This window comes from Shinella sp. WSJ-2, from assembly GCF_003432075.1.
Classification (GTDB): Bacteria; Pseudomonadota; Alphaproteobacteria; order Rhizobiales; family Rhizobiaceae; genus Shinella.
On the sequence record NZ_QWBU01000014.1, the window covers coordinates 66,841 to 85,346 of the forward strand.

The following is an 18,506-nucleotide window of genomic DNA, read 5'->3' on the forward strand; positions in this document are numbered from 1 at the left end:
AGCGTAAACGGCGATGCCTGCGGCCAACTTGCCGCGCTGTCAAAAAATCGTTATATGCGGGCATATGGAATCCAAGTTCGGATGCACGGAAAAGCATGTCGTCGTGCTGCAGGATCACAAGCGCCTGCCGGCACGCTTCTTTGCGCGCGTCTTCGGGGCGCTTATCAGCCTTCTATCCTGATCGCTCGCGGTCCAGCAGCCTCGCGCTGTCGATTTCCCTTTCCCAAACATGCCAGACGGATGAAAAGCCATGAGCGCACCCCGTACCCTCTATGACAAGATTTTCGACGACCACATCGTCTCCCGCCAGGAAGATGGCACCTGTCTTCTCTACATCGACCGTCACCTCGTTCACGAAGTGACGTCGCCGCAGGCCTTCGAAGGCCTGCGCATGACCGGCCGCAAGGTGCGCGCGCCGGGCAAGACGCTCGCCGTCGTCGACCACAACGTTCCGACCTCGCCGGATCGTGCCCAGGGCATCAAGAACGAGGAAAGCCGCATCCAGGTCGAGGCACTCGCCAACAACGCGGCCGAATTCGGCGTCGAATATTACTCCGAGAAGGACGTGCGCCAGGGCATCGTGCACATCGTCGGTCCCGAGCAGGGTTTCACGCTGCCGGGCATGACCATCGTCTGCGGTGACAGCCACACCTCCACGCACGGCGCCTTCGGCGCGCTCGCGCACGGCATCGGCACGTCGGAAGTGGAACACGTGCTGGCCACCCAGACGCTGATCCAGAAGAAGGCGAAGAACATGCTGGTGCGCGTCGATGGCCAGCTGCCGGAAGGCGTGACCGCCAAGGACATCATCCTTGCCATCATCGGCGAGATCGGCACGGCCGGTGGCACCGGCCACGTCATCGAATTCGCCGGCGAAGCCATCCGTTCGCTCTCGATGGAAGGCCGCATGACGGTCTGCAACATGACGATCGAAGGCGGCGCGCGCGCCGGCCTCATCGCGCCCGATGAGAAGACTTTCGAATATATCAAGGGCAAGCCGCGCGCGCCCAAGGGCAAGGCGCTGGAAATGGCGCTCGACTACTGGAAGACGCTCCACACCGACGAAGGCGCGCATTTCGACCGCGTCGTTGTCCTGGACGCCGCCAACCTGCCGCCCATCGTGTCCTGGGGCTCCTCGCCGGAAGACGTCGTCTCCGTCGAAGGCGTCGTGCCGAACCCCGACGATATCGAAGACGAGACCAAGCGTTCCTCCAAGTGGCGCGCCCTCGATTACATGGGCCTGAAGCCGGGCACGAAGATCACCGACATCGCCATTGATCGCGTCTTCATCGGCTCGTGCACCAACGGCCGCATCGAGGACCTGCGCGCCGTCGCCAAGGTCGTCGAGGGCAAGAAGGTGGCGTCCACCGTCAATGCCATGATCGTTCCGGGCTCCGGCCTCGTGAAGGAGCAGGCGGAAGCCGAAGGTCTCGACAAGATCTTCAAGGACGCCGGCTTCGACTGGCGCGAGCCGGGCTGCTCCATGTGCCTTGCCATGAACGACGACCGCCTGAAGCCGGGCGAGCGCTGCGCCTCCACCTCGAACCGCAACTTCGAGGGCCGCCAGGGCTTCAAGGGCCGCACGCATCTCGTGTCGCCCGCCATGGCCGCGGCTGCCGCGATCGCCGGCCACTTCGTCGATATCCGCACGTTCAACTGATCACGGTTTCATTGCCGTAATTGCAGAAAGGCCGGGATTTCTCCCGGCCTTTTTGTTTCCTGCCGTTCAGGCTGGGGCGCGCCGGAAACCGGGCAGCGACAGGCCGAGTGCGGCGACGAGCAGGGTCGCGGCCACGATGAAGGTCACCTGCATGCCGAAGGCAACGGCGGCCGGGTCGGCGCCGGCGAGATCCCGCGTGCCGGCGGCGGCGGTGAAGATCGCGCCCATCAGCGAGGCGCCGGTGATGAGGCCGAGATTGCGCGACAGATTGAGCAGGCCCGAGATGACGCCGCGCTCGTCTGCGGCGATGCCGGTCATGACGGCGGCGTTGTTGGCGGCCTGGAACATCTGATAGCCGGGCGTCAGCACGACGATGGCCGCGACATAGCCGGGCAGGCCGAACCAGGCGGAGAGCACGGGCAGGGCGGCCGCACCGGCCGCCATCGTGGCAAGCCCGGTCGCAACCATCGGGGACGGGCCGAAGCGGTCGACGAGGCGCCCCGCCAGCAGGCCGGTCAGAACGGAGACGATGGGGCCGATCGCCAGTACGAAGCCCACTTCCGCCGGGCGGAGACCGAGCGTGCGCGACAGGTAGAACGGCCCGACGACCAGCGTCACCATGATGACGGTCGCGACGAGGATGTTGGCCGCGAGGCTGGCGGGGAAGCCGGTGCGGCGGAAGGCGGCCGGGCGGATCAGCGGAAAGGCGGTTCGGCGCTGCCTGACGGCGAAGAGGATCGCGCCGATGACGGCGGTGGCGACGAGCGCGGCGTTCACAAGGCCGATGCGGCCTCCGCCGGCCGTCATGGCGAGTGCATAGGCGGCAAGCGATATCGCCAGCAGCATGGCGCCTATGAGGTCAAAGCGGCTTGCGGTGGTCGCCTTGCGGTCGACGGGCAGGACATGTCGCAGGAGATAGAAGGCGGCGATGCCGAAGGGCACGGCGACGAGGAAGATCGAAGGCCAGCCGAAGGCGGAGATCAGCAGGCCGCCGAGCGAGGGGCCGAATGCGGTGCCGACCGCCGACATGGTGCCGAGCAGGCCCATCGTGCTGCCGATCCGTTCTTTCGCCACGGTCTCGCTGACGAAGGCCATGGCAAGCGCCATCATGGCCGCCGCCCCCGCGCCCTGAACGGCCCTGACGACAATGAGGAAGGGCAGCGACGGCGAGAGCCCGGCCAGAAGCGAGGCAGCGGAAAACACCGCAAGGCCCGCCAGCAACAACCGGCGGCGGCCGAAGAGATCGCCGAGGCGCCCGATGCCGGCGATCAGCACGGTGCTGGCAAGCAGATAGGCGAGGACGACCCACTGGACATGCGGGAAGGGGGCGGAAAAGTGCTGCGCGAGCGTCGGCAGGGCGACATTGGCGATGCTCGTGCCGAGTGAGGACAACAGGATGGCGAGCGACAGGCCGGCGAGGGTTCCGAGCCTGTTCCGGTTCGCCGTTGGTGTTTCCGTGTCTTGCATGGGACTGCTCCTTGGTTCTTCGGAGCAGATAGGCCTTTCCCTGGAATGGCGGAATGCGCACGGATTGCATTCTATTCGTGCGTCTGACGCCATGTCATTTTACCGCCGACGTGCTAGGATCGCGCATGTCTCGGCCCGATCTCAATCTTCTCGTGACGCTCGACGTGCTGCTTGCTGAAGGCAGCGTTGCGCAGGCCGCCCGACGGCTCAGGCTCAGCCCTTCGGCGATGAGCCGGGCGCTAGCACGGCTGCGCGACGTCACGGGCGATCCGCTGCTGGTGCGGGCGGGGCGCGGCCTTGTGCCAACGCCGCGGGCGGCGGAGCTTCGTCAGAGGGTCGGGCAGATCGTGCAAGAGGCGGAGGCGCTGCTGCGGCCGGCCGAGATCCTCGACCTGAAGACCCTTGTGCGGACCTTTACGCTGCGCAACCGCGAGGGTTTCGTCGATACCTACGGCCCGGCGCTGCTGGCGCGGGTGGCCCGCGAAGCGCCGGGCGTGAAACTGCGCTTCGTGCCGAAGCCCGACAAGGAGAGCACGCCGCTGCGCGACGGGATCGTCGATCTCGAAACGGGCGTGATCGGCGATACGACGGGGCCGGAGGTACGCGCGCAGGCACTCTTCCGCGATCGCTTCATTGGCATCGTGCGCGACGGACATCCGCTGCTTGACGGGCCGATCACGCCGGAGCGCTACGCGGCCGGCGGCCACATCCTCGTCTCGCGCGGCCGGCGGGAGCGCGGGCCGGTCGACGAGGCGCTGGCGCTGAAGGGACTGACGCGCACCATAGCCGTGACGGTGCCAAGCTTTACCGAGGCCGTGACGCTTGCGAAAAACTCCGACCTGATCGCGCAGGTCTCCGACAGGTCGACGCTGTCGTTTCGCGACGGCGTGACGGCTTTCGCGCTGCCGGTCGATCTGCCCGGCTTCACCGTCTCGCTGCTCTGGCATCCGCGCATGGATGCCGATCCGGCCCATCGCTGGCTGCGGGCCTGCCTGCGCGAGATCTGCCTGCGGCCTGATGGGCAGTGACTTTCCGGCAGAACAATGCTAAAGGGCCGGCAACTGGGCCATACGCCGCACTTCCCGGCATTTCCTGGCCTGCAATGAACTTCAGTCGAGCATGGACCGCCGTGGCGCAAAAGCCTGCGCCGGCGCCGCCTGTTCTTGAGGAGTGACCCGATGGCAAGCATGGATTTTCTCAATACCGCCGACCCGGTCAAGGCGCCGGTCGTCCGCACCATTCCGGCCGCGGAAAAGCCGACGCTGATCGGTCTTTCTCGTGAAGACATGGGCCGCGCGCTGGTCGAGAAGGGTGTGGCCGAGCGCCAGGTGAAGATGCGCGTCAGCCAGCTCTGGCACTGGCTCTATGTGCGCGGCGTTTCCGATTTCGACGACATGACCAATGTCTCCAAGGACATGCGCGAAATGCTGAAGACGCATTTCACGATTGCCCGCCCGGAGATCGTCGACGAGCAGATTTCCAATGACGGTACCCGCAAGTGGCTTTTGCGCTTCCCCGCGCGCGGCGCTGGCCGACCGGTCGAGATCGAGACCGTCTACATTCCCGAAGAAGGCCGCGGAACGCTCTGCATTTCCAGCCAGGTCGGCTGCACGCTCACCTGTTCCTTCTGCCACACCGGCACGCAGAAGCTGGTGCGCAACCTGACCTCGGAGGAAATCCTTTCCCAGCTGCTGCTCGCCCGCGACCGGCTCGGCGATTTCCCGGACCGCGACACGCCGGCCGGCGCCATCGTGCCCGCCGAGGGCCGAAAGGTCTCCAACATCGTCATGATGGGTATGGGCGAACCGCTCTACAATTTCGAGAACGTCAAGACGGCGCTCCTCATCGCCACCGACGGTGATGGCCTGTCGCTCTCCAAGCGACGCGTCACGCTCTCGACCTCCGGGATCGTGCCGGAAATCTATCGCACGGGCTCCGAGATCGGGGTGATGCTGGCGATCTCGCTGCATGCCGTGCGCGACGAGCTGCGCGACATGCTGGTGCCGATCAACAAGAAGTACCCGCTCAAGGAACTGCTCGACGCCTGCCGCGCCTATCCGAGCCTGTCGAATGCGCGGCGCATCACCTTCGAATATGTGATGCTGAAGGACGTCAACGACAGTCTGGAAGATGCCAAGCTGCTCACCCAACTGCTCAAAGGCATTCCCGCGAAGATCAATCTCATCCCGTTCAACCCCTGGCCGGGCACGAACTACCAGTGTTCGGACTGGGAGCAGATCGAGCGCTTCGCCGATTTCATCAATCAGGCCGGCTATGCCTCGCCGATCCGCACGCCGCGCGGCCGCGACATCCTCGCCGCCTGCGGCCAGCTGAAGTCGGAATCCGAGCGCATGCGCAAGGTCGAGCGCATGGCTTTCGAGGCGATGATGATCGTCGGTCATGGCGAGGACGACTGAGGCCGTTTTGCCGCAGGCTTCTATCAGAAAATGTGATTGATGAAGCGCTTTCCGAGAATTGATCTGAAGGGCTGTTTTGCCTAGAAACGCCCTGAAATCATTCTAGGGAGACCTTCATGCGTCAACTTCTCCTCGCTCTCGCGGCCACGGTCGCGATTTCCCTTCCTGCAAAGGCCGAGGACGTCACGGTTGCCGTGACCGCCATCGTCGAACATCCGGCGCTCGATGCCGCCCGTGACGGCGTCAAGGAAGCGCTGGAAGCCGCCGGCTACAAGGAAGGCGAGAACCTGAAGTTCATCTACGAATCGGCGCAGGGCAACCCCGCGACGGCCGCGCAGATCGCCCGCCAGTTCGTCGGCGAAGACCCGACCGTGATCGTGCCGATCTCCACGCCTTCGGCGCAGGCCGTCGTCTCCGCGACGAAGGACATCCCGGTCGTTTTCACCGCCGTTTCCGATCCGCTCGGCGCACAGCTCGTGACGGACATGGACAAGCCTGGCGGCAACGTTACCGGCCTTTCCGACATGTCGCCGGTTGCCGAGCATCTGGCCCTCATCAAGGAAATCCTGCCCAACGCCAAGACGATCGGCTTCCTCTACAATTCCGGCGAGGCGAACTCCGTTTCTCTGCTCGCCGTGCTGAAGGCGGAAGCGGAAAAGGCCGGCCTGACGGTCGTCGAATCCGCCGCCACCAAGTCTGCCGAAGTGCAGGGTGCCGCGCGCGCCCTCGTCGGTCGAGCAGACGCCATCTACATCCCGACGGACAACACGATCATCTCCGCTCTGGAAGGTGCCGTCTCCGTCGCCGAGGAAGCCAAGCTGCCGCTCTTCACCGCCGACACGGATTCCGTCTCGCGCGGCGCTATCGCGGCGCTCGGCTTCAACTACAAGGACGTCGGCAAGCAGACGGGTGAAATCGTCGTGCGCATCCTCAAGGGTGAAAACCCCGGCGATATCGCCGTGAAGGTTGCCGCCGGCACCGACCTCGTCGTCAACAAGGGTGCGGCCGCCAAGATGGGCGTCACCCTGCCGGAAGCTCTCGTCGGCCGCGCGACCCGCGTCATCGAATAAGTTTCCGTTTTACATTACCAATCGGGATCAACCGCTGCCGGATCGCCGGCAGCGGTTGATCTGTTAAAGAGACCCATCCCGCCACACCTGCGGAACGGGTGAAAAGAGAAAGCCGAGAGCCGTGAGCCTGATTGCCTTCTGGGGTGCCGTCGAACTGGGGCTGGTCTATGCCTTCGTCGCCGTTGGCGTTTACCTTGCCTTCCGCGTGCTGGATTTCCCGGACCTGACCGTGGACGGATCCTTCCCGCTCGGTGCCGCCGTCACGGCCGTGCTGATCATCGCGGGCATCAACCCCTGGCTTGCCGCTTTCGTGGCCATGCTGGCCGGTGCCGGTGCCGGCCTCGTCACGGCGATGCTCAATGTGCGCTTCCGCATCCTCAATCTGCTCGCCTCGATCCTGACGATGATTGCGCTGTTCTCGGTGAACCTGCGCGTCATGGGCAAGCCGAATGTCGCGCTGATCAATGCCGAGACGATGCTGAGCCCGTTCTTCGGCCATGGTCTCAGGGATTTCTACGTCCGGCCGCTCTTCATCTTCGTTCTCGTCGTCCTCGCCGTCGTCCTCGTCTGGCGCTTCCTGGAAAGCGATGCCGGCCTCTCGATGCGCGCGACCGGGGCAAACGCCCGCATGGCCCGCGCACAGGGCGTCGATACCAACCGCCAGATCTATCTCGGCATTGCGCTTTCCAACGCGCTGGTTGCCCTCGGTGGCGCGCTCTTTGCCCAGACCAACGGCTTCGCGGACGTCACCTCCGGTGTCGGCACCATCGTCGTCGGCCTTGCCGCCGTCATCATCGGCGAAACGCTGTTCGGCACACGCGGTATCCTGATGGCGCTCATCGGCTGCGTGCTCGGCTCGATCCTCTATCGCATCGCCATCCAGCTTGCGCTGTCCTCCGACGTGCTTGGCCTGCAGGCCTCCGACCTCAATTTCGTGACGGCGCTGCTCGTCACCGTGGCGCTCGTCCTGCCGCGCCTTCGCCGCGGAGGAGCCGCCTGATGATCTCCGTTTCCGATATCAAGGTTACCTTCGGCAAGGGCACGCCGCTGCAGAAGCAGGCGCTGAACGGTGTCAGCCTCACCATCGAGGAAGGCCAGTTCGTCACCGTCATCGGCTCGAACGGTGCGGGCAAGTCGACCCTGCTCGGCGTTCTCGCCGGCGATGTGATCGCGACCGAGGGACAGGTGAAGATCGGCACCGCCGACGTCACCCGCCAGGGCACCGCCGGCCGCGCCGGCCGCGTCGCCCGCGTCTTCCAGGATCCGCTGACCGGCAGCTGCGGTGCGCTTTCCATCGAGGAGAACCTGGCGCTTGCCGCCCGTCGCGGTGAACGTCGCGGCCTGTCCTCGGCGCTCGGGCCGCAGCGTCGCGCCGTCTTCCGCGAGCGCATCGCCGAACTCAATCTCGGCCTCGAAAACCGCATGCGCGACCGCATGGACCTGCTCTCCGGCGGCCAGCGCCAGGCCGTCTCGCTGGTCATGGCTACGCTTGCCGGCTCCGATGTGCTGCTGCTCGACGAGCACACCGCAGCGCTGGATCCCGGCATGGCCGAGTTCATCATGACGCTTACGCAGAAGATCGTCTCGGAGCGCAAGCTGACAACGCTGATGGTCACGCATTCCATGCGCCAGGCGCTCGACTACGGCCACCGCACCGTCATGCTGCACGGCGGCGAGATCGTGCTCGACGTCGCAGGCGACAACCGCAAAAATCTTCAGGTCGAGGACCTGATCGCGATGTTCCGCAAGATGCGCGGCCAGACGCTGGACGACGACGCGCTGCTGATCAGCTGAGGCGCCAACAAACCGCCTGAATCCGCCCGCAGTTTTTTGCGGTCGGATGTGGGAGGTGAACATGCTGTTGCGTCGCGATTGTCTCTTGGGCGGTCTCTCGGCGGGTCTGGTTCTCGCGCTGCCGGTGATCGTAAGGGCGGATACCAGAAGCGAACCCGCCGGCAGGCTCGTGGCGGCGGCGCGCCGTCAGGTCGGTGTCACATTGACCTATGACGCCGCCTATTCGAAACTCGATTATCCCGGCGGCGACGTTCCACGCGAGCGTGGCGTGTGTACCGATGTCATCGTTCGCGCCTATCGCGATGCGCTCGACATCGATCTTCAGGTTTTCGTCCATGAGGACATGCGTAAGGCATTCTCGGCCTATCCAGCACTGTGGGGTCTGAAGAAGACGGATCGCAACATCGACCATCGCCGGGTACCCAATCTCCAGGCCTTTTTCAGGCGGGCCGGTGCGGCGCAGGCGATCAGCGAGGCGGGCGCGGACTATCGGCCGGGCGATATCGTTTCCCATATGCTGCCCGGAAACCTGCCGCATATCGGAATTGTCGCGGATGAACGTACAGCCGACGGCTCACGACCGTTCGTCGTGCACAATATCGGTGCCGGTGTCCGGCTCGAGGATGTGCTCTTCGCCTACCCCATCACCGGGCATTATCGCTATCGCGTGTAAGGGCTTATCGCGCCTGCGTGAGCAGGATTTTCGCCGCGAAGATCGAGAAAACGCCGGCGAAGGTGTAGTCGATGCCGCGCAGCACATTGGGGTTCTGCTGGAGCCAGGCAGCGAGCTTGTCGGCGCCGAGGATGACGAGGATGTTCACCGGCATGCCGATGGCGATGAAGAGCAGGCCAAGCACGATCAGCTTGCCGGTGACATCGGGATCGCCGGCCGAGATGAACTGGGGCAGGAAGGTCATGAAGAAGATGATGACCTTGGGGTTCAGCAGGTTCACCCAGAAGCCAGTGGAGATATTGGCGAAGGCCGTGCCGCGCGGGCCGGCCGCGGCCTTCACCGTGAAGCTGGAGCCGTAGCGGATGGCCTGGACGGCGAGCCACAGCAGATAGGCGGCACCGCCCGTCTTCAGGATCAGGAAGGCCGTCGGCGAGGCGGTGATGAGGGCGGAAATGCCGAAGGCGACGAGCAGCGTGTGCACGACGATGCCCAGGCTGGTGCCGACCACGACATAAAGCGCCGGACCACGGCCCTGCGACAGAGCGCGGCTGATCGACAGCGTCATGTCCGGGCCGGGCGTCACGGCCAGGAGCAAGCTTGCGGCCGTGAAAGCGAGAAGCGTCGAAATCGTGGGCAGGAGGTCCATGGTGAAGCCTGAAAAGCGGAACGGAGACGAAATCCCTAATCGGGCTTTTCGGCAATTACCAATCAAGCTTTGTGATGGGCCCTATCGGTCTTCCAGGTAGGTCCGGAAGGCTTCGGCATAATCCTTGTGCCAGCGTGAGAGCGGCGGACGGTTTTCGATGATGTCGCCGATCGCCCAGGCCATGCGACGCTCGTCCAGCGCCCGCGGCACGTCGTTGTCGGGGCAGAGAATGTAGAAATCGCCCCGTGCGAGGCTTTCCAGCATGAAATCGACGGTCTGGGCCGGCGTCCAGGCGGCGTCCGGCTTTTCCGTGCGGTCCCCCTTGGTGAGCGCCGTATAGACGAAGCCGGGGATCAGCAGATGGGCGGAGAGCTTCGCGCCCTCGGTGTTGCGCAGCTCGTGCTGCAAGGCTTCGGTAAAGACCTTCACGCCGGCCTTCGAGACATTGTAGGCGGGGTTGCCGGGCGGCGTGGTGATGCCCTGCTTGGAGCCGGTGTTGATGATAAGGCCGGGCTCGCCATGCGCCAGCATATTCGGCCCGAAGACCTGCGTGCCGTGGATCACGCCCATCAGGTTGACGGCGAGGATATGGCCCCAGTTGGCCTCGGCGCTGAAGATCGAGGTGTCCGGCTGGATGCCGGCATTGTTCATCAGCACATGCACGCGGGCGAAACGCTGCTGGACGGCGCGCTCCAGCGCTTCCAGCTCGTGGCGGTGGGCAACGTCGGTCTCCACCGCCATGATATTGGCTTCGCCGGCGATGGCCTCCAGTTCGACGCGCGCTTCGGCGAGCTGGTCGGCATTGCGGTCGGCGATCGTCACGAACATGCCGGCCTCGGCAAAGCGCCGCGCGGCGGCAAGGCCGATGCCGGAGGCGCCGCCGGTGACGACGGCGACGTTGTCCTGCTTGATGATGTCCTTGAGGTCGGTCATGGGTTCATCCCCTTCCATGGTCCAGTCCTGCGCAATATGGGGTCGCTCGCGGCGGCGTCAAACCCTGCCTGCGGCAGGATGCGACGGGCATCGCCCTTGCGCCGCGCGCCAATCTCGCTAAAAGTGCCCGCGACACCGGGCCTTGCGGGCTTGCCGCAGATCCTCTCCATGCAACGGACCTCATCATCATGGCATCACATAAAGACGTGAAGAAAGTCGTTCTCGCCTATTCCGGCGGCCTCGACACCTCGATCATCCTGAAGTGGCTTCAGACCGAACTCAACGCCGAAGTCGTGACCTTCACGGCCGATCTCGGCCAGGGCGAGGAATTGGAGCCGGCGCGCAAGAAGGCCGAGATGCTCGGCATCAAGGAGATCTTCATCGAGGACGTGCGCGAAGAATTCGTGCGCGATTTCGTCTTCCCGATGTTCCGTGCCAATGCGGTCTATGAAGGCGTCTACCTGCTCGGCACGTCGATTGCCCGCCCGCTGATCTCCAAGCACCTGATCGAGATCGCCGCCAAGACCGGCGCCGACGCCATCGCGCATGGCGCGACCGGCAAGGGCAACGACCAGGTCCGCTTCGAGCTTTCGGCCTATGCGCTGAACCCCGACATCAAGATCATCGCCCCCTGGCGCGACTGGTCGTTCAAGAGCCGCACGCACCTGCTCGAATTCGCCGAAGAGCACCAGATCCCGGTCGCCAAGGACAAGAAGGGCGAAGCGCCTTTCTCTGTCGATGCCAACCTGCTGCACTCGTCCTCCGAGGGCAAGGTTCTGGAAGATCCGGCCATCGAAGCCCCCGAATACGTGCATATGCGCACCATTTCGCCGGAAGCTGCACCCGACAAGGCGACCATCATCAAGGTCGGCTTCGAGCGGGGTGATGCCGTCTCGATCAATGGCGTGCGCATGTCGCCGGCGACGCTGCTGGCCGCGCTCAACACGTACGGCCGCGATAACGGCATCGGCCGTCTCGACCTCGTGGAAAACCGTTTCGTCGGCATGAAGTCGCGCGGTGTCTACGAGACGCCCGGCGGCACGATCCTGCTTGCCGCGCACCGCGCCATCGAGAGCATCACGCTCGACCGCGGCGCTGCGCATCTCAAGGACGAGCTGATGCCGCGCTATGCGGAACTCATCTATTACGGCTTCTGGTTCTCGCCGGAGCGCGAGATGCTGCAGGCCCTGATCGACAAGAGCCAGACGCATGTCGAGGGCGAAGTGACGCTGAAGCTCTACAAGGGCAATGTCATGGTCATCGGCCGCGAATCGGACAAATCGCTCTATTCCGACAAGCTTGTCACCTTCGAGGACGACCAGGGCGCCTACGACCAGAAGGACGCCGCCGGCTTCATCAAGCTGAACGCGCTGCGCCTGCGCACCCTCGCCGCCCGCAACAAGCGCGGCTGATCGGGACGATCCAAATGAAAAGGCCCGCTGCTGGAAACGGCAGCGGGCCTTTTTTGCGTCCCAAAGGGTGTTTCGCTAGCACGGGGTTAAGTACCCCTAAGTCAGCAGAAATGCACGGAACCCTCGGTGCAACGCCTGGGATGACGTCGTGGGGTGGAGCCGTGGCGTGTCATTCGCAAAAGTGCGGAGTGCTCAAAGCCCCTACCTTTACGCGATGAAGCGCTCCGGGCGATATGGTCCGATATTGATCACCGTGCGCTCGCCCAGCATCTTTTCCGCCAGAACGCGGCCGGTAATGGGACCGAGCGTCATGCCGTGGTGGGCGTGGCCGAAGGCGAACCAGAGGCCGGCGTGGCGCGGGGCCTTGCCGATGACGGGCATCATATCCGGCGTGCAGGGACGGCAGCCCATCCATGGCTCCTCGTCGCGGCGCTCGGCGAGCGGGAAGAATTCGCGCGCCACCTTTTCGGCACGGCGCAGCTGTACCGGGGTCTTGCGCGTATCGCGACGGGCGAACTCGGCGCCCGTGGTGAGGCGGATTCCGCGCTGCATCGGCGCCAGGAAGTAGCCGCGCTCGGCATCGAGCACCCAGTTGTTGAGCTTCGCCCCCTCTTCGGCACCATAATGCATGTGATAGCCGCGCTTTACGGCGAGCGGGAAGTGATAGCCGAGCTTGCGCGTCACCGTGTCAGCCCAGGGGCCGAGCGCCACAACGACTTCCTTGCCCTCGAGCGGGCCCTCGGGGGTCGCGACACGCCAGCCTTCGCCTTCCAGCACATGCTCGATCGTTGCCGCGTCGCCCGATCTCAACTGGCCGCCAAGCGACTGGAAATAGGCGAGATAGCGCTTCATCAGGCTCTGCGGATCGAGGATCGACCACGGGTCCGTCCAGCGCAGGCCGCCGGTCAGGTCTGCGCGGATAGAGGGCTCCATCTGCGCCACTTCCGCCGTCGTCAGCTTTTGGTGGTTGACGCCGAAATTGGCCGAGAGTTTTTCAGCCTCGGCGTAAGCCGCATCGCGCGCCTTCTCAGACCGGAAAACCTTCATCCAGCCGTCCTTACGGATCAGATCCTCGGCACCGGAGGCGGTGATCAGGTCGGCATGTTCGGAAATCGAGTTCTCGATGAGCGGTGCATAAAGATGGGCGATGCTCTGATGCTGGCGGAAGCCGGAATGCCACCAGTAACGGGCGAGGAAGGGAATGATGCCAGGGATCGCGGAGGGGTGGTAATGCGCGTCGATCGTGTTGTTCAGCGCATAGCGGAACAGCGCGCCGAAATCGTGCGGGAAACCATAGGGGAAGACGCCTTCACGCTGGATAAGGCCGGCATTGCCGTAAGATGTCTCTTCGGCGGCACCGCGCCGATCGACGAGCACCACCGACTTGCCGCGCCGCGCCAGGTGGATGGCGGTCGAAATGCCGATCACGCCCGCGCCGAGAACGATAACATCCGTCTTCATGTGCTGCCCCATATTCCACACTCACATGCCGTGATCCATTGCATGGCCGGAACCGCGGATGCAAGACGCTTGCTTGCGTCAAAGCGCCATTAGGGAAGAGAGATCGACAGTCCGCAACCGGGCGGCTAACTTCACGCGGCCATGGACAGGGAGAAACGGCGTGCAGGTCGGTACGATATGTGAACTCTGGCGCTATCCGGTCAGTTCGTTGACCGGCGAAAAGCTCGATGCCGTCGATCTTGACGGCACGGGCGTTGCCGGCGACCGGCAATGGGGCCTGTTCGATGCCGGCAGCGCGGATGTCGCGGCACCCGAAAGCGAACGGCGCTGGCGGCCCGTGCCGGGGCTGCGGTCGCGGATGGCGGCCGAGGGTCCGCAGGTCAGCCGCGATGGCGCCGTCTGGCATGCGATGCCCTCTCCGGATGCCGACCGAACCGCGTCGGAGCATCTGGATTTTCCAGTGCGCTTCCAGCGTTTCGGCGAGGCCGATGCCGCGCCGCGTTACGATCGCGGTCACCTGCATATCCTGACGACCGGCTCGCTCGCCCGCCTACAGGCGCTTCTGCCAACGGCCGTCATCGATACGCGGCGCTTCCGGCCGAATATCCTCGTCGAGACCGCGGCAGGCGATGTGGATTTCGTCGAGCAGCGGCTCATCGGAAAGCGGCTGACGATCGGAGACGCGGTCGTCGAGATCACCGAGCCCTGCACGCGCTGCGCCTTCACGGCACTCGGGCAGCCCGACCTTCCCTTCGACAAGGATGTGCTGAACGCCATCGCCAAACATGGCGGCGGTGGTTTTGGCGTACTGGCAAAGGTCGTCACGGCGCGCCGGATCGCATCCGGCGACGCCGTCAGCGTCGAACAATCTTACTGACCGGCCAGCCGCAGCAGATTTTCGATTGCGGTGCGCTCGAAGCCGCCGATGCCTTCGGAAATGTCGGCCTTGATGGCCGCCGCCACTGCATCCTCGTCGCGCTTGCGCAGGGCGGCGATCGCCTCCTGATGACGGTCGACGAAATAGAGCTGCGCGACATGTTCCATGGCGATGCCTAGGAAGGGGCCGAGCTGGAGCCAGATGCTCTCCACCATCGGCATGATCACCTGCTCGGGATTGGCGGAATAGAGCGTGCGATGAAATTCCTGGTTCAGGAGCAGCGCGGCCGCATTGTCCTTGCGCGCGATCGCCTCGTCCTGCGCCCTGTCGACCTCCTCGAGCCTGTCGATACAGCGCTCGGTGATATGCGGCACGGCGCGGCGGGCGGCATGCTGTTCGAGCACGGAGCGCAGCGAGACAAGCTCGCTGAACCGGTCGGCCGTCATGCGCGGCACCATGATGCGCCTGTTGTCGAGAACCCGAAGCGCCCCTTCCGAGGAGAGGCGGCGCAACGCCTCGCGTACCGGCGTCGGGCTACTCTCCATGGCTTCGGCGATGCCGCGGATCGTCAGCGATTCGCCCGGCCGGATCGAGCCGACCATGATCGCCTGGCGCAGGCGCCGATGCGCATATTCATGCGTCGTCATGCCGTCCGGTCGGTCCAGAGGTTCCAGCGCCAGGTTGCCCAATCCATTCCTCCTGTGACAGGCTGTCGGTTGCTAACCTATCCTTATCCAGAGGTTCTAGCAGCTTGACCGGCGACAAGAAAGTGTGCATATCTTGAAAATGTGATCACAAAAATAATTATGTGATAGGGAAGGGACCCATGGCTCTGAGCGAAGATTCCGAATGGCTGATCAGCGCCGATGGCGTGGAAAGCATCCAGGCCGTGGTCTGCGACCTGAATGGCATCCTGCGCGGCAAGCGCGTGCCCGTCGGGCAGGCGGAAAAGGTGCTGAAGGGCGGCATCCGCATGCCGCTATCCATCGTCGGTGTCGACGTCTGGGGCGAGGATATCGTCGGCTCGAGCCATGTCTTCGCCTCGGGCGATATGGACGGCATCTGCGCGGCGACCGGCCGCGGCGCGCTTCCCGTCAGCTGGACGCTGAAGCCATCGGCCGTCGTGCCGCTCTGGCTGTTCAAGGAGAGCGGCGAGCCGTTCCTCGCCGATCCGCGCCAGGCGCTCGCCAATATCGTGCGCCAGTATCACGAAATGGGCCTGAAACCCGTCGTCGCCTCGGAAATGGAATTCTACCTGATCGACGCCGAGCCCGACCATGCCCAGCCGCCGATTTCGCCCTATACCGGCAAGCGGCTCGATTCCGACGCCATTCTCTCCATCGACGAACTGGACGATTTCGGCCAGTTCTTCTCCGACGTCTATGCGGAATGCGAGCGGCAGAACGTGCCGGCGGATTCGGCCGTCGCCGAAAACGGCATCGGCCAGTTCGAGATCAACCTCATGCATTCCGACGATCCGTTGAAGGCGGCCGACGACGCGCTGTTCTTCAAGCGCATCGTCAAGGGCATCGCGCGCAAGCACGGTTTTGCCGCCACCTTCATGGCAAAACCCTATGGCATGCGCTCGGGCAGCGGCATGCACATGCATTTCAGCCTGGTCGACGAAGAGGGCAACAATGTCTTCGACAACGGCACGGCCGAAGGCTCCGACATCATGAAACACGCGGTCGCCGGCCTCACACGCGGCATGGCGGAATCAACGCTGCTCTTTGCGCCGCATTTCAATTCCTACCGCCGCCTGCGGCCCGATACGCACGCGCCGACCTCCGTCTCCTGGGGTTACGAGAACCGCACCGCGGCGATCCGCATTCCCGGCGGCAGCAACAAGGCACGGCGCATCGAGCACCGCGTCGCCGGTGCCGACGCCAACCCCTATCTCGTCATGGCCGCCATCCTCGGCGCGGCGCTGGTCGGCATCCGCAACAAGTGGGAGCCGCCGGCACCGGTCTCGGGCCGCGCCTATCAATCGCAGCTGCCGCGCATCCCTTCCGAATGGGGTTCTGCCGTCACGGCCTTCGAGAATGGCCCGATCGTCTCGGAAATCTTTGATGCGGATCTCCGCTCCATGTTGATCGCCTGCAAACGGCAGGAACTTGCCGGTTTCGCCGAACAGGTGACCGACTTCGAATTCAGCGCCTACCTGGAAATCGTCTGATGGCCAACACACAATCCTATGCCGGCAACGGCGAATATCCCGACAGCTACTACGCTGCCTCCCGCAACATCATCCGCACGCCGAAAGTGCTGGAGGGCGCCGTCACCGCCGATGTCGCCGTGCTCGGCGCCGGCTATTCCGGCCTTTCCACTGCCATCCATCTCGCCGAAAAGGGCTACAAGGTTGTGATGGTCGAGGGCGCCGGCATCGGCTGGGGTGCATCGGGACGCAACGGCGGCCAGATCGTCAACGGCCTGAATGCCAGCCTCGACACGATCAAGCGCCGCTACGGCGACCAGGCCGGCGCCTTCGTCGGCGGCCTCGTGCAGGAAGGCGGCAAAATCATCCGCCGCATCGTCTCGCAGTACAATATCGATTGTGACATGAAGACCGGCAATATCTACGCCGCCTACACGCCCGCCCATATGAAGGAGCTGGAGCACAAGAAGGCGCTGTGGAAGAGCTACGGCATGGACGACCACCAGATGCTGGACAAGGCGGCGATCCAGAAGCTGGTGAAGACCGACGCCTATATCGGCGGCATGCTGGACACGACCGGCGGCCACATGCACCCGCTCAACCTGACGCTCGGCGAAGCGGCAGCACTCGAATCGCTCGGCGGTGTGATCTATGAGCAGTCGCCGGTCATCCGCGTCGAGCACGATGCCGAAAAGCCGGTCATCTATACGGCCAAGGGCAGCGTCAAGGCCAACACCGCGGTCATCTGCGGCAATGCCTATCTCGGCCATGTCGTGCCGAAACTCGTCTCGCGCGTCATGCCGGTCTCGACCCAGATGGTCGCCACCGAACAGCTCGGCGACCGCGCCGATGCGCTGATCCCCAGCGACATGTGCGTGGAGGATGTGCGCTACATCCTCGACTATTTCCGCCTGTCGGCCGACAAGCGCATGATCTTCGGCGGCGGCACCGTCTATGGCGGCACCGACCCGGCCGATGTGCGCGCAAAGATCCGCCCGAACCTCGAAAAGGTCTTCCCGTCGCTGAAGGGCGTGAAGATCGACTATGCCTGGAGCGGCAATTTCGCACTCTCCTTCTCGCGCGTGCCGCAGATGGGCAAGATCGGCAAGAACACCTATTTCGCCCACGGCTACAGCGGCCACGGCGTCACCGGCTCGCATCTCTTCGGCAAGATTCTGAGCGAAGCGATCCACGGCGATCTCTCGCGCTTCAGCCAGTTCGAAAAACTGCCCTGGATCCCCTTCCCCGGCGGCCGCATGTTCCGCGCCCAGTACTCGACCATCGGCTCCTGGTGGTACCAGTTCAAGGACGCCTTCGGCCTCTGAGGCCAACAAAAAAGCCGGCGGAAACGCCGGCTTTTTCATTTCATATAGCTCTCAATCACCCCATGCGCTCGGAGGCATAGGAGCCCGGTGACGGCGGGAAGACGATGGTCTTGTTGCCGTTCATGAAGACCCGGTGGTGGATGTGGGCATGCACGGCCCGGGCGAGAACCTGGCTCTCCACGTCGCGGCCGATCGAGACATAGTCCTCGGCTGACTGCGCATGCGTGATGCGCGCGACGTCCTGCTCGATGATCGGACCTTCGTCGAGATCTTCGGTAACGTAGTGCGCCGTCGCACCGATCAGCTTCACGCCGCGCTCGAAGGCCTGCTTGTAGGGGTTGGCCCCCTTGAACGACGGCAGGAACGAGTGGTGGATGTTGATGATGCGGCCCGACATCTTCTTGCAGACGGCATCCGACAGGACCTGCATGTAGCGGGCGAGAACGATGAGTTCGGCGCCGGACTGCTCGACCACTTCCATCAGGCGGGCTTCGGCCTGCGGCTTGTTCTCCTTCGTCACCTTGATGTGGTGGAAGGGGATGTCGTGGTTGACGATGACCTTCTGGTAATCGAAGTGATTGGAGACGACGCCGACGATCTCGATCGGCAGGGCGCC

The 18,506-nt window shown here is 64.2% G+C and carries 17 protein-coding genes; 11 read left to right on the plus strand and 6 right to left on the minus strand.

All coding sequences use genetic code 11. From position 1 onward, the window contains the following. Window positions 1–250 precede the first annotated feature (250 nt). Window positions 251–1,660, plus strand: coding sequence for a 3-isopropylmalate dehydratase large subunit (gene leuC, locus D0Y60_RS21690; RefSeq protein WP_117372032.1), 1,410 nt, complete (start codon window positions 251–253; stop codon window positions 1,658–1,660). Between the two features lie 66 nt (window positions 1,661–1,726). Here the strand turns inward: leuC and D0Y60_RS21695 are convergent, their stop codons facing one another. Next, window positions 1,727–3,127 (minus strand): MFS transporter, encoded by a 1,401-nt coding sequence (locus tag D0Y60_RS21695; protein ID WP_245409263.1) that lies wholly within the window; start codon window positions 3,125–3,127, stop codon window positions 1,727–1,729. 125 nt (window positions 3,128–3,252) lie between these two features. On the opposite strand from D0Y60_RS21695, the gene D0Y60_RS21700 reads away from it, so the two are divergent. From D0Y60_RS21700 to D0Y60_RS21725, 6 genes are all read left to right on the plus strand, one after another. Further along, the gene (locus tag D0Y60_RS21700) at window positions 3,253–4,155 is read left to right on the plus strand and encodes a LysR family transcriptional regulator (protein WP_117372034.1); all 903 of its coding nucleotides are present in this window, start codon (window positions 3,253–3,255) and stop codon (window positions 4,153–4,155) included. Between the two features lie 150 nt (window positions 4,156–4,305). Next, window positions 4,306–5,544, plus strand: a complete 1,239-nt coding sequence (gene rlmN, locus D0Y60_RS21705) for a 23S rRNA (adenine(2503)-C(2))-methyltransferase RlmN (RefSeq protein ID WP_117372035.1) — start codon at window positions 4,306–4,308, stop codon at window positions 5,542–5,544. Window positions 5,545–5,660: 116 nt separating this feature from the next. Further along, the gene (locus D0Y60_RS21710; protein ID WP_117372036.1) at window positions 5,661–6,614 is read left to right on the plus strand and encodes an ABC transporter substrate-binding protein; all 954 of its coding nucleotides are present in this window, start codon (window positions 5,661–5,663) and stop codon (window positions 6,612–6,614) included. 121 nt (window positions 6,615–6,735) lie between these two features. Further along, window positions 6,736–7,614: an ABC transporter permease gene (locus D0Y60_RS21715; protein ID WP_117372037.1), complete on the plus strand. Its 879-nt coding sequence runs from the start codon at window positions 6,736–6,738 to the stop codon at window positions 7,612–7,614. Next, window positions 7,614–8,408 carry an ABC transporter ATP-binding protein gene (locus D0Y60_RS21720; RefSeq protein ID WP_117372038.1) on the plus strand — a complete coding sequence of 265 codons (795 nt, stop codon included), beginning with the start codon at window positions 7,614–7,616 and terminating at the stop codon, window positions 8,406–8,408. Before D0Y60_RS21715 ends, D0Y60_RS21720 begins: the two co-directional genes overlap by 1 nt. 61 nt (window positions 8,409–8,469) lie before the next feature. Further along, window positions 8,470–9,081: a DUF1287 domain-containing protein gene (locus D0Y60_RS21725; RefSeq protein ID WP_199564247.1), complete on the plus strand. Its 612-nt coding sequence runs from the start codon at window positions 8,470–8,472 to the stop codon at window positions 9,079–9,081. A gap of 4 nt (window positions 9,082–9,085) precedes the next feature. On the opposite strand, the gene D0Y60_RS21730 is transcribed toward D0Y60_RS21725, so the two are convergent. Next, entirely contained in the window at window positions 9,086–9,727 is a 642-nt protein-coding gene (locus D0Y60_RS21730; protein ID WP_117372040.1) for a LysE family translocator, read from the minus strand. 81 nt (window positions 9,728–9,808) lie between these two features. After that, window positions 9,809–10,660: an SDR family NAD(P)-dependent oxidoreductase gene (locus D0Y60_RS21735; RefSeq protein WP_117372041.1), complete on the minus strand. Its 852-nt coding sequence runs from the start codon at window positions 10,658–10,660 to the stop codon at window positions 9,809–9,811. Window positions 10,661–10,848: 188 nt separating this feature from the next. Here D0Y60_RS21735 and D0Y60_RS21740 point away from each other — a divergent pair, with 188 nt between their 5' ends. Further along, the gene (locus D0Y60_RS21740) at window positions 10,849–12,072 is read left to right on the plus strand and encodes an argininosuccinate synthase (protein ID WP_117372042.1); all 1,224 of its coding nucleotides are present in this window, start codon (window positions 10,849–10,851) and stop codon (window positions 12,070–12,072) included. A gap of 207 nt (window positions 12,073–12,279) precedes the next feature. On the opposite strand, the gene D0Y60_RS21745 is transcribed toward D0Y60_RS21740, so the two are convergent. Beyond that, window positions 12,280–13,533: an FAD-binding oxidoreductase gene (locus D0Y60_RS21745; RefSeq protein WP_117372043.1), complete on the minus strand. Its 1,254-nt coding sequence runs from the start codon at window positions 13,531–13,533 to the stop codon at window positions 12,280–12,282. Between the two features lie 160 nt (window positions 13,534–13,693). Between D0Y60_RS21745 and D0Y60_RS21750 the strand changes: the two genes are divergently transcribed. Beyond that, entirely contained in the window at window positions 13,694–14,410 is a 717-nt protein-coding gene (locus D0Y60_RS21750; RefSeq protein ID WP_158565534.1) for an MOSC domain-containing protein, read from the plus strand. On the opposite strand, the gene D0Y60_RS21755 is transcribed toward D0Y60_RS21750, so the two are convergent. Beyond that, a complete protein-coding gene (locus D0Y60_RS21755; RefSeq protein WP_199564248.1) occupies window positions 14,404–15,057 on the minus strand; it encodes a GntR family transcriptional regulator in 654 nt (217 codons plus the stop codon). The two genes, D0Y60_RS21750 and D0Y60_RS21755, sit on opposite strands and share 7 nt — an antisense overlap. Before the next feature lie 179 nt (window positions 15,058–15,236). On the opposite strand from D0Y60_RS21755, the gene D0Y60_RS21760 reads away from it, so the two are divergent. Continuing rightward, on the plus strand, window positions 15,237–16,586 hold the full coding sequence (locus D0Y60_RS21760; protein WP_117372046.1) for a glutamine synthetase family protein: 1,350 nt from the start codon (window positions 15,237–15,239) through the stop codon (window positions 16,584–16,586). After that, the gene (locus D0Y60_RS21765) at window positions 16,586–17,890 is read left to right on the plus strand and encodes an FAD-binding oxidoreductase (protein WP_117372047.1); all 1,305 of its coding nucleotides are present in this window, start codon (window positions 16,586–16,588) and stop codon (window positions 17,888–17,890) included. Before D0Y60_RS21760 ends, D0Y60_RS21765 begins: the two co-directional genes overlap by 1 nt. Window positions 17,891–17,945: 55 nt before the next feature. On the opposite strand, the gene D0Y60_RS21770 is transcribed toward D0Y60_RS21765, so the two are convergent. After that, window positions 17,946–18,506 (minus strand): formyltetrahydrofolate deformylase (locus D0Y60_RS21770; protein ID WP_117372048.1); only part of this gene is annotated, 561 nt, incomplete at its 5' end.

Coding starts and splice junctions, on each gene's coding strand:
- D0Y60_RS21760 (WP_117372046.1), top strand. CDS start 15,237: ATGGCTCTGAGCGAAGATTCCGAATGGCTGATCAGCGCCGATGGCGTG.
- rlmN (WP_117372035.1), top strand. CDS start 4,306: ATGGCAAGCATGGATTTTCTCAATACCGCCGACCCGGTCAAGGCGCCG.
- leuC (WP_117372032.1), top strand. CDS start 251: ATGAGCGCACCCCGTACCCTCTATGACAAGATTTTCGACGACCACATC.
- D0Y60_RS21710 (WP_117372036.1), top strand. CDS start 5,661: ATGCGTCAACTTCTCCTCGCTCTCGCGGCCACGGTCGCGATTTCCCTT.
- D0Y60_RS21720 (WP_117372038.1), top strand. CDS start 7,614: ATGATCTCCGTTTCCGATATCAAGGTTACCTTCGGCAAGGGCACGCCG.
- D0Y60_RS21755 (WP_199564248.1), bottom strand. CDS start 15,057: ATGACGACGCATGAATATGCGCATCGGCGCCTGCGCCAGGCGATCATG.
- D0Y60_RS21740 (WP_117372042.1), top strand. CDS start 10,849: ATGGCATCACATAAAGACGTGAAGAAAGTCGTTCTCGCCTATTCCGGC.
- D0Y60_RS21735 (WP_117372041.1), bottom strand. CDS start 10,660: ATGACCGACCTCAAGGACATCATCAAGCAGGACAACGTCGCCGTCGTC.
- D0Y60_RS21700 (WP_117372034.1), top strand. CDS start 3,253: ATGTCTCGGCCCGATCTCAATCTTCTCGTGACGCTCGACGTGCTGCTT.
- D0Y60_RS21695 (WP_245409263.1), bottom strand. CDS start 3,127: ATGCAAGACACGGAAACACCAACGGCGAACCGGAACAGGCTCGGAACC.
- D0Y60_RS21730 (WP_117372040.1), bottom strand. CDS start 9,727: ATGGACCTCCTGCCCACGATTTCGACGCTTCTCGCTTTCACGGCCGCA.
- D0Y60_RS21745 (WP_117372043.1), bottom strand. CDS start 13,533: ATGAAGACGGATGTTATCGTTCTCGGCGCGGGCGTGATCGGCATTTCG.
- D0Y60_RS21765 (WP_117372047.1), top strand. CDS start 16,586: ATGGCCAACACACAATCCTATGCCGGCAACGGCGAATATCCCGACAGC.
- D0Y60_RS21725 (WP_199564247.1), top strand. CDS start 8,470: ATGCTGTTGCGTCGCGATTGTCTCTTGGGCGGTCTCTCGGCGGGTCTG.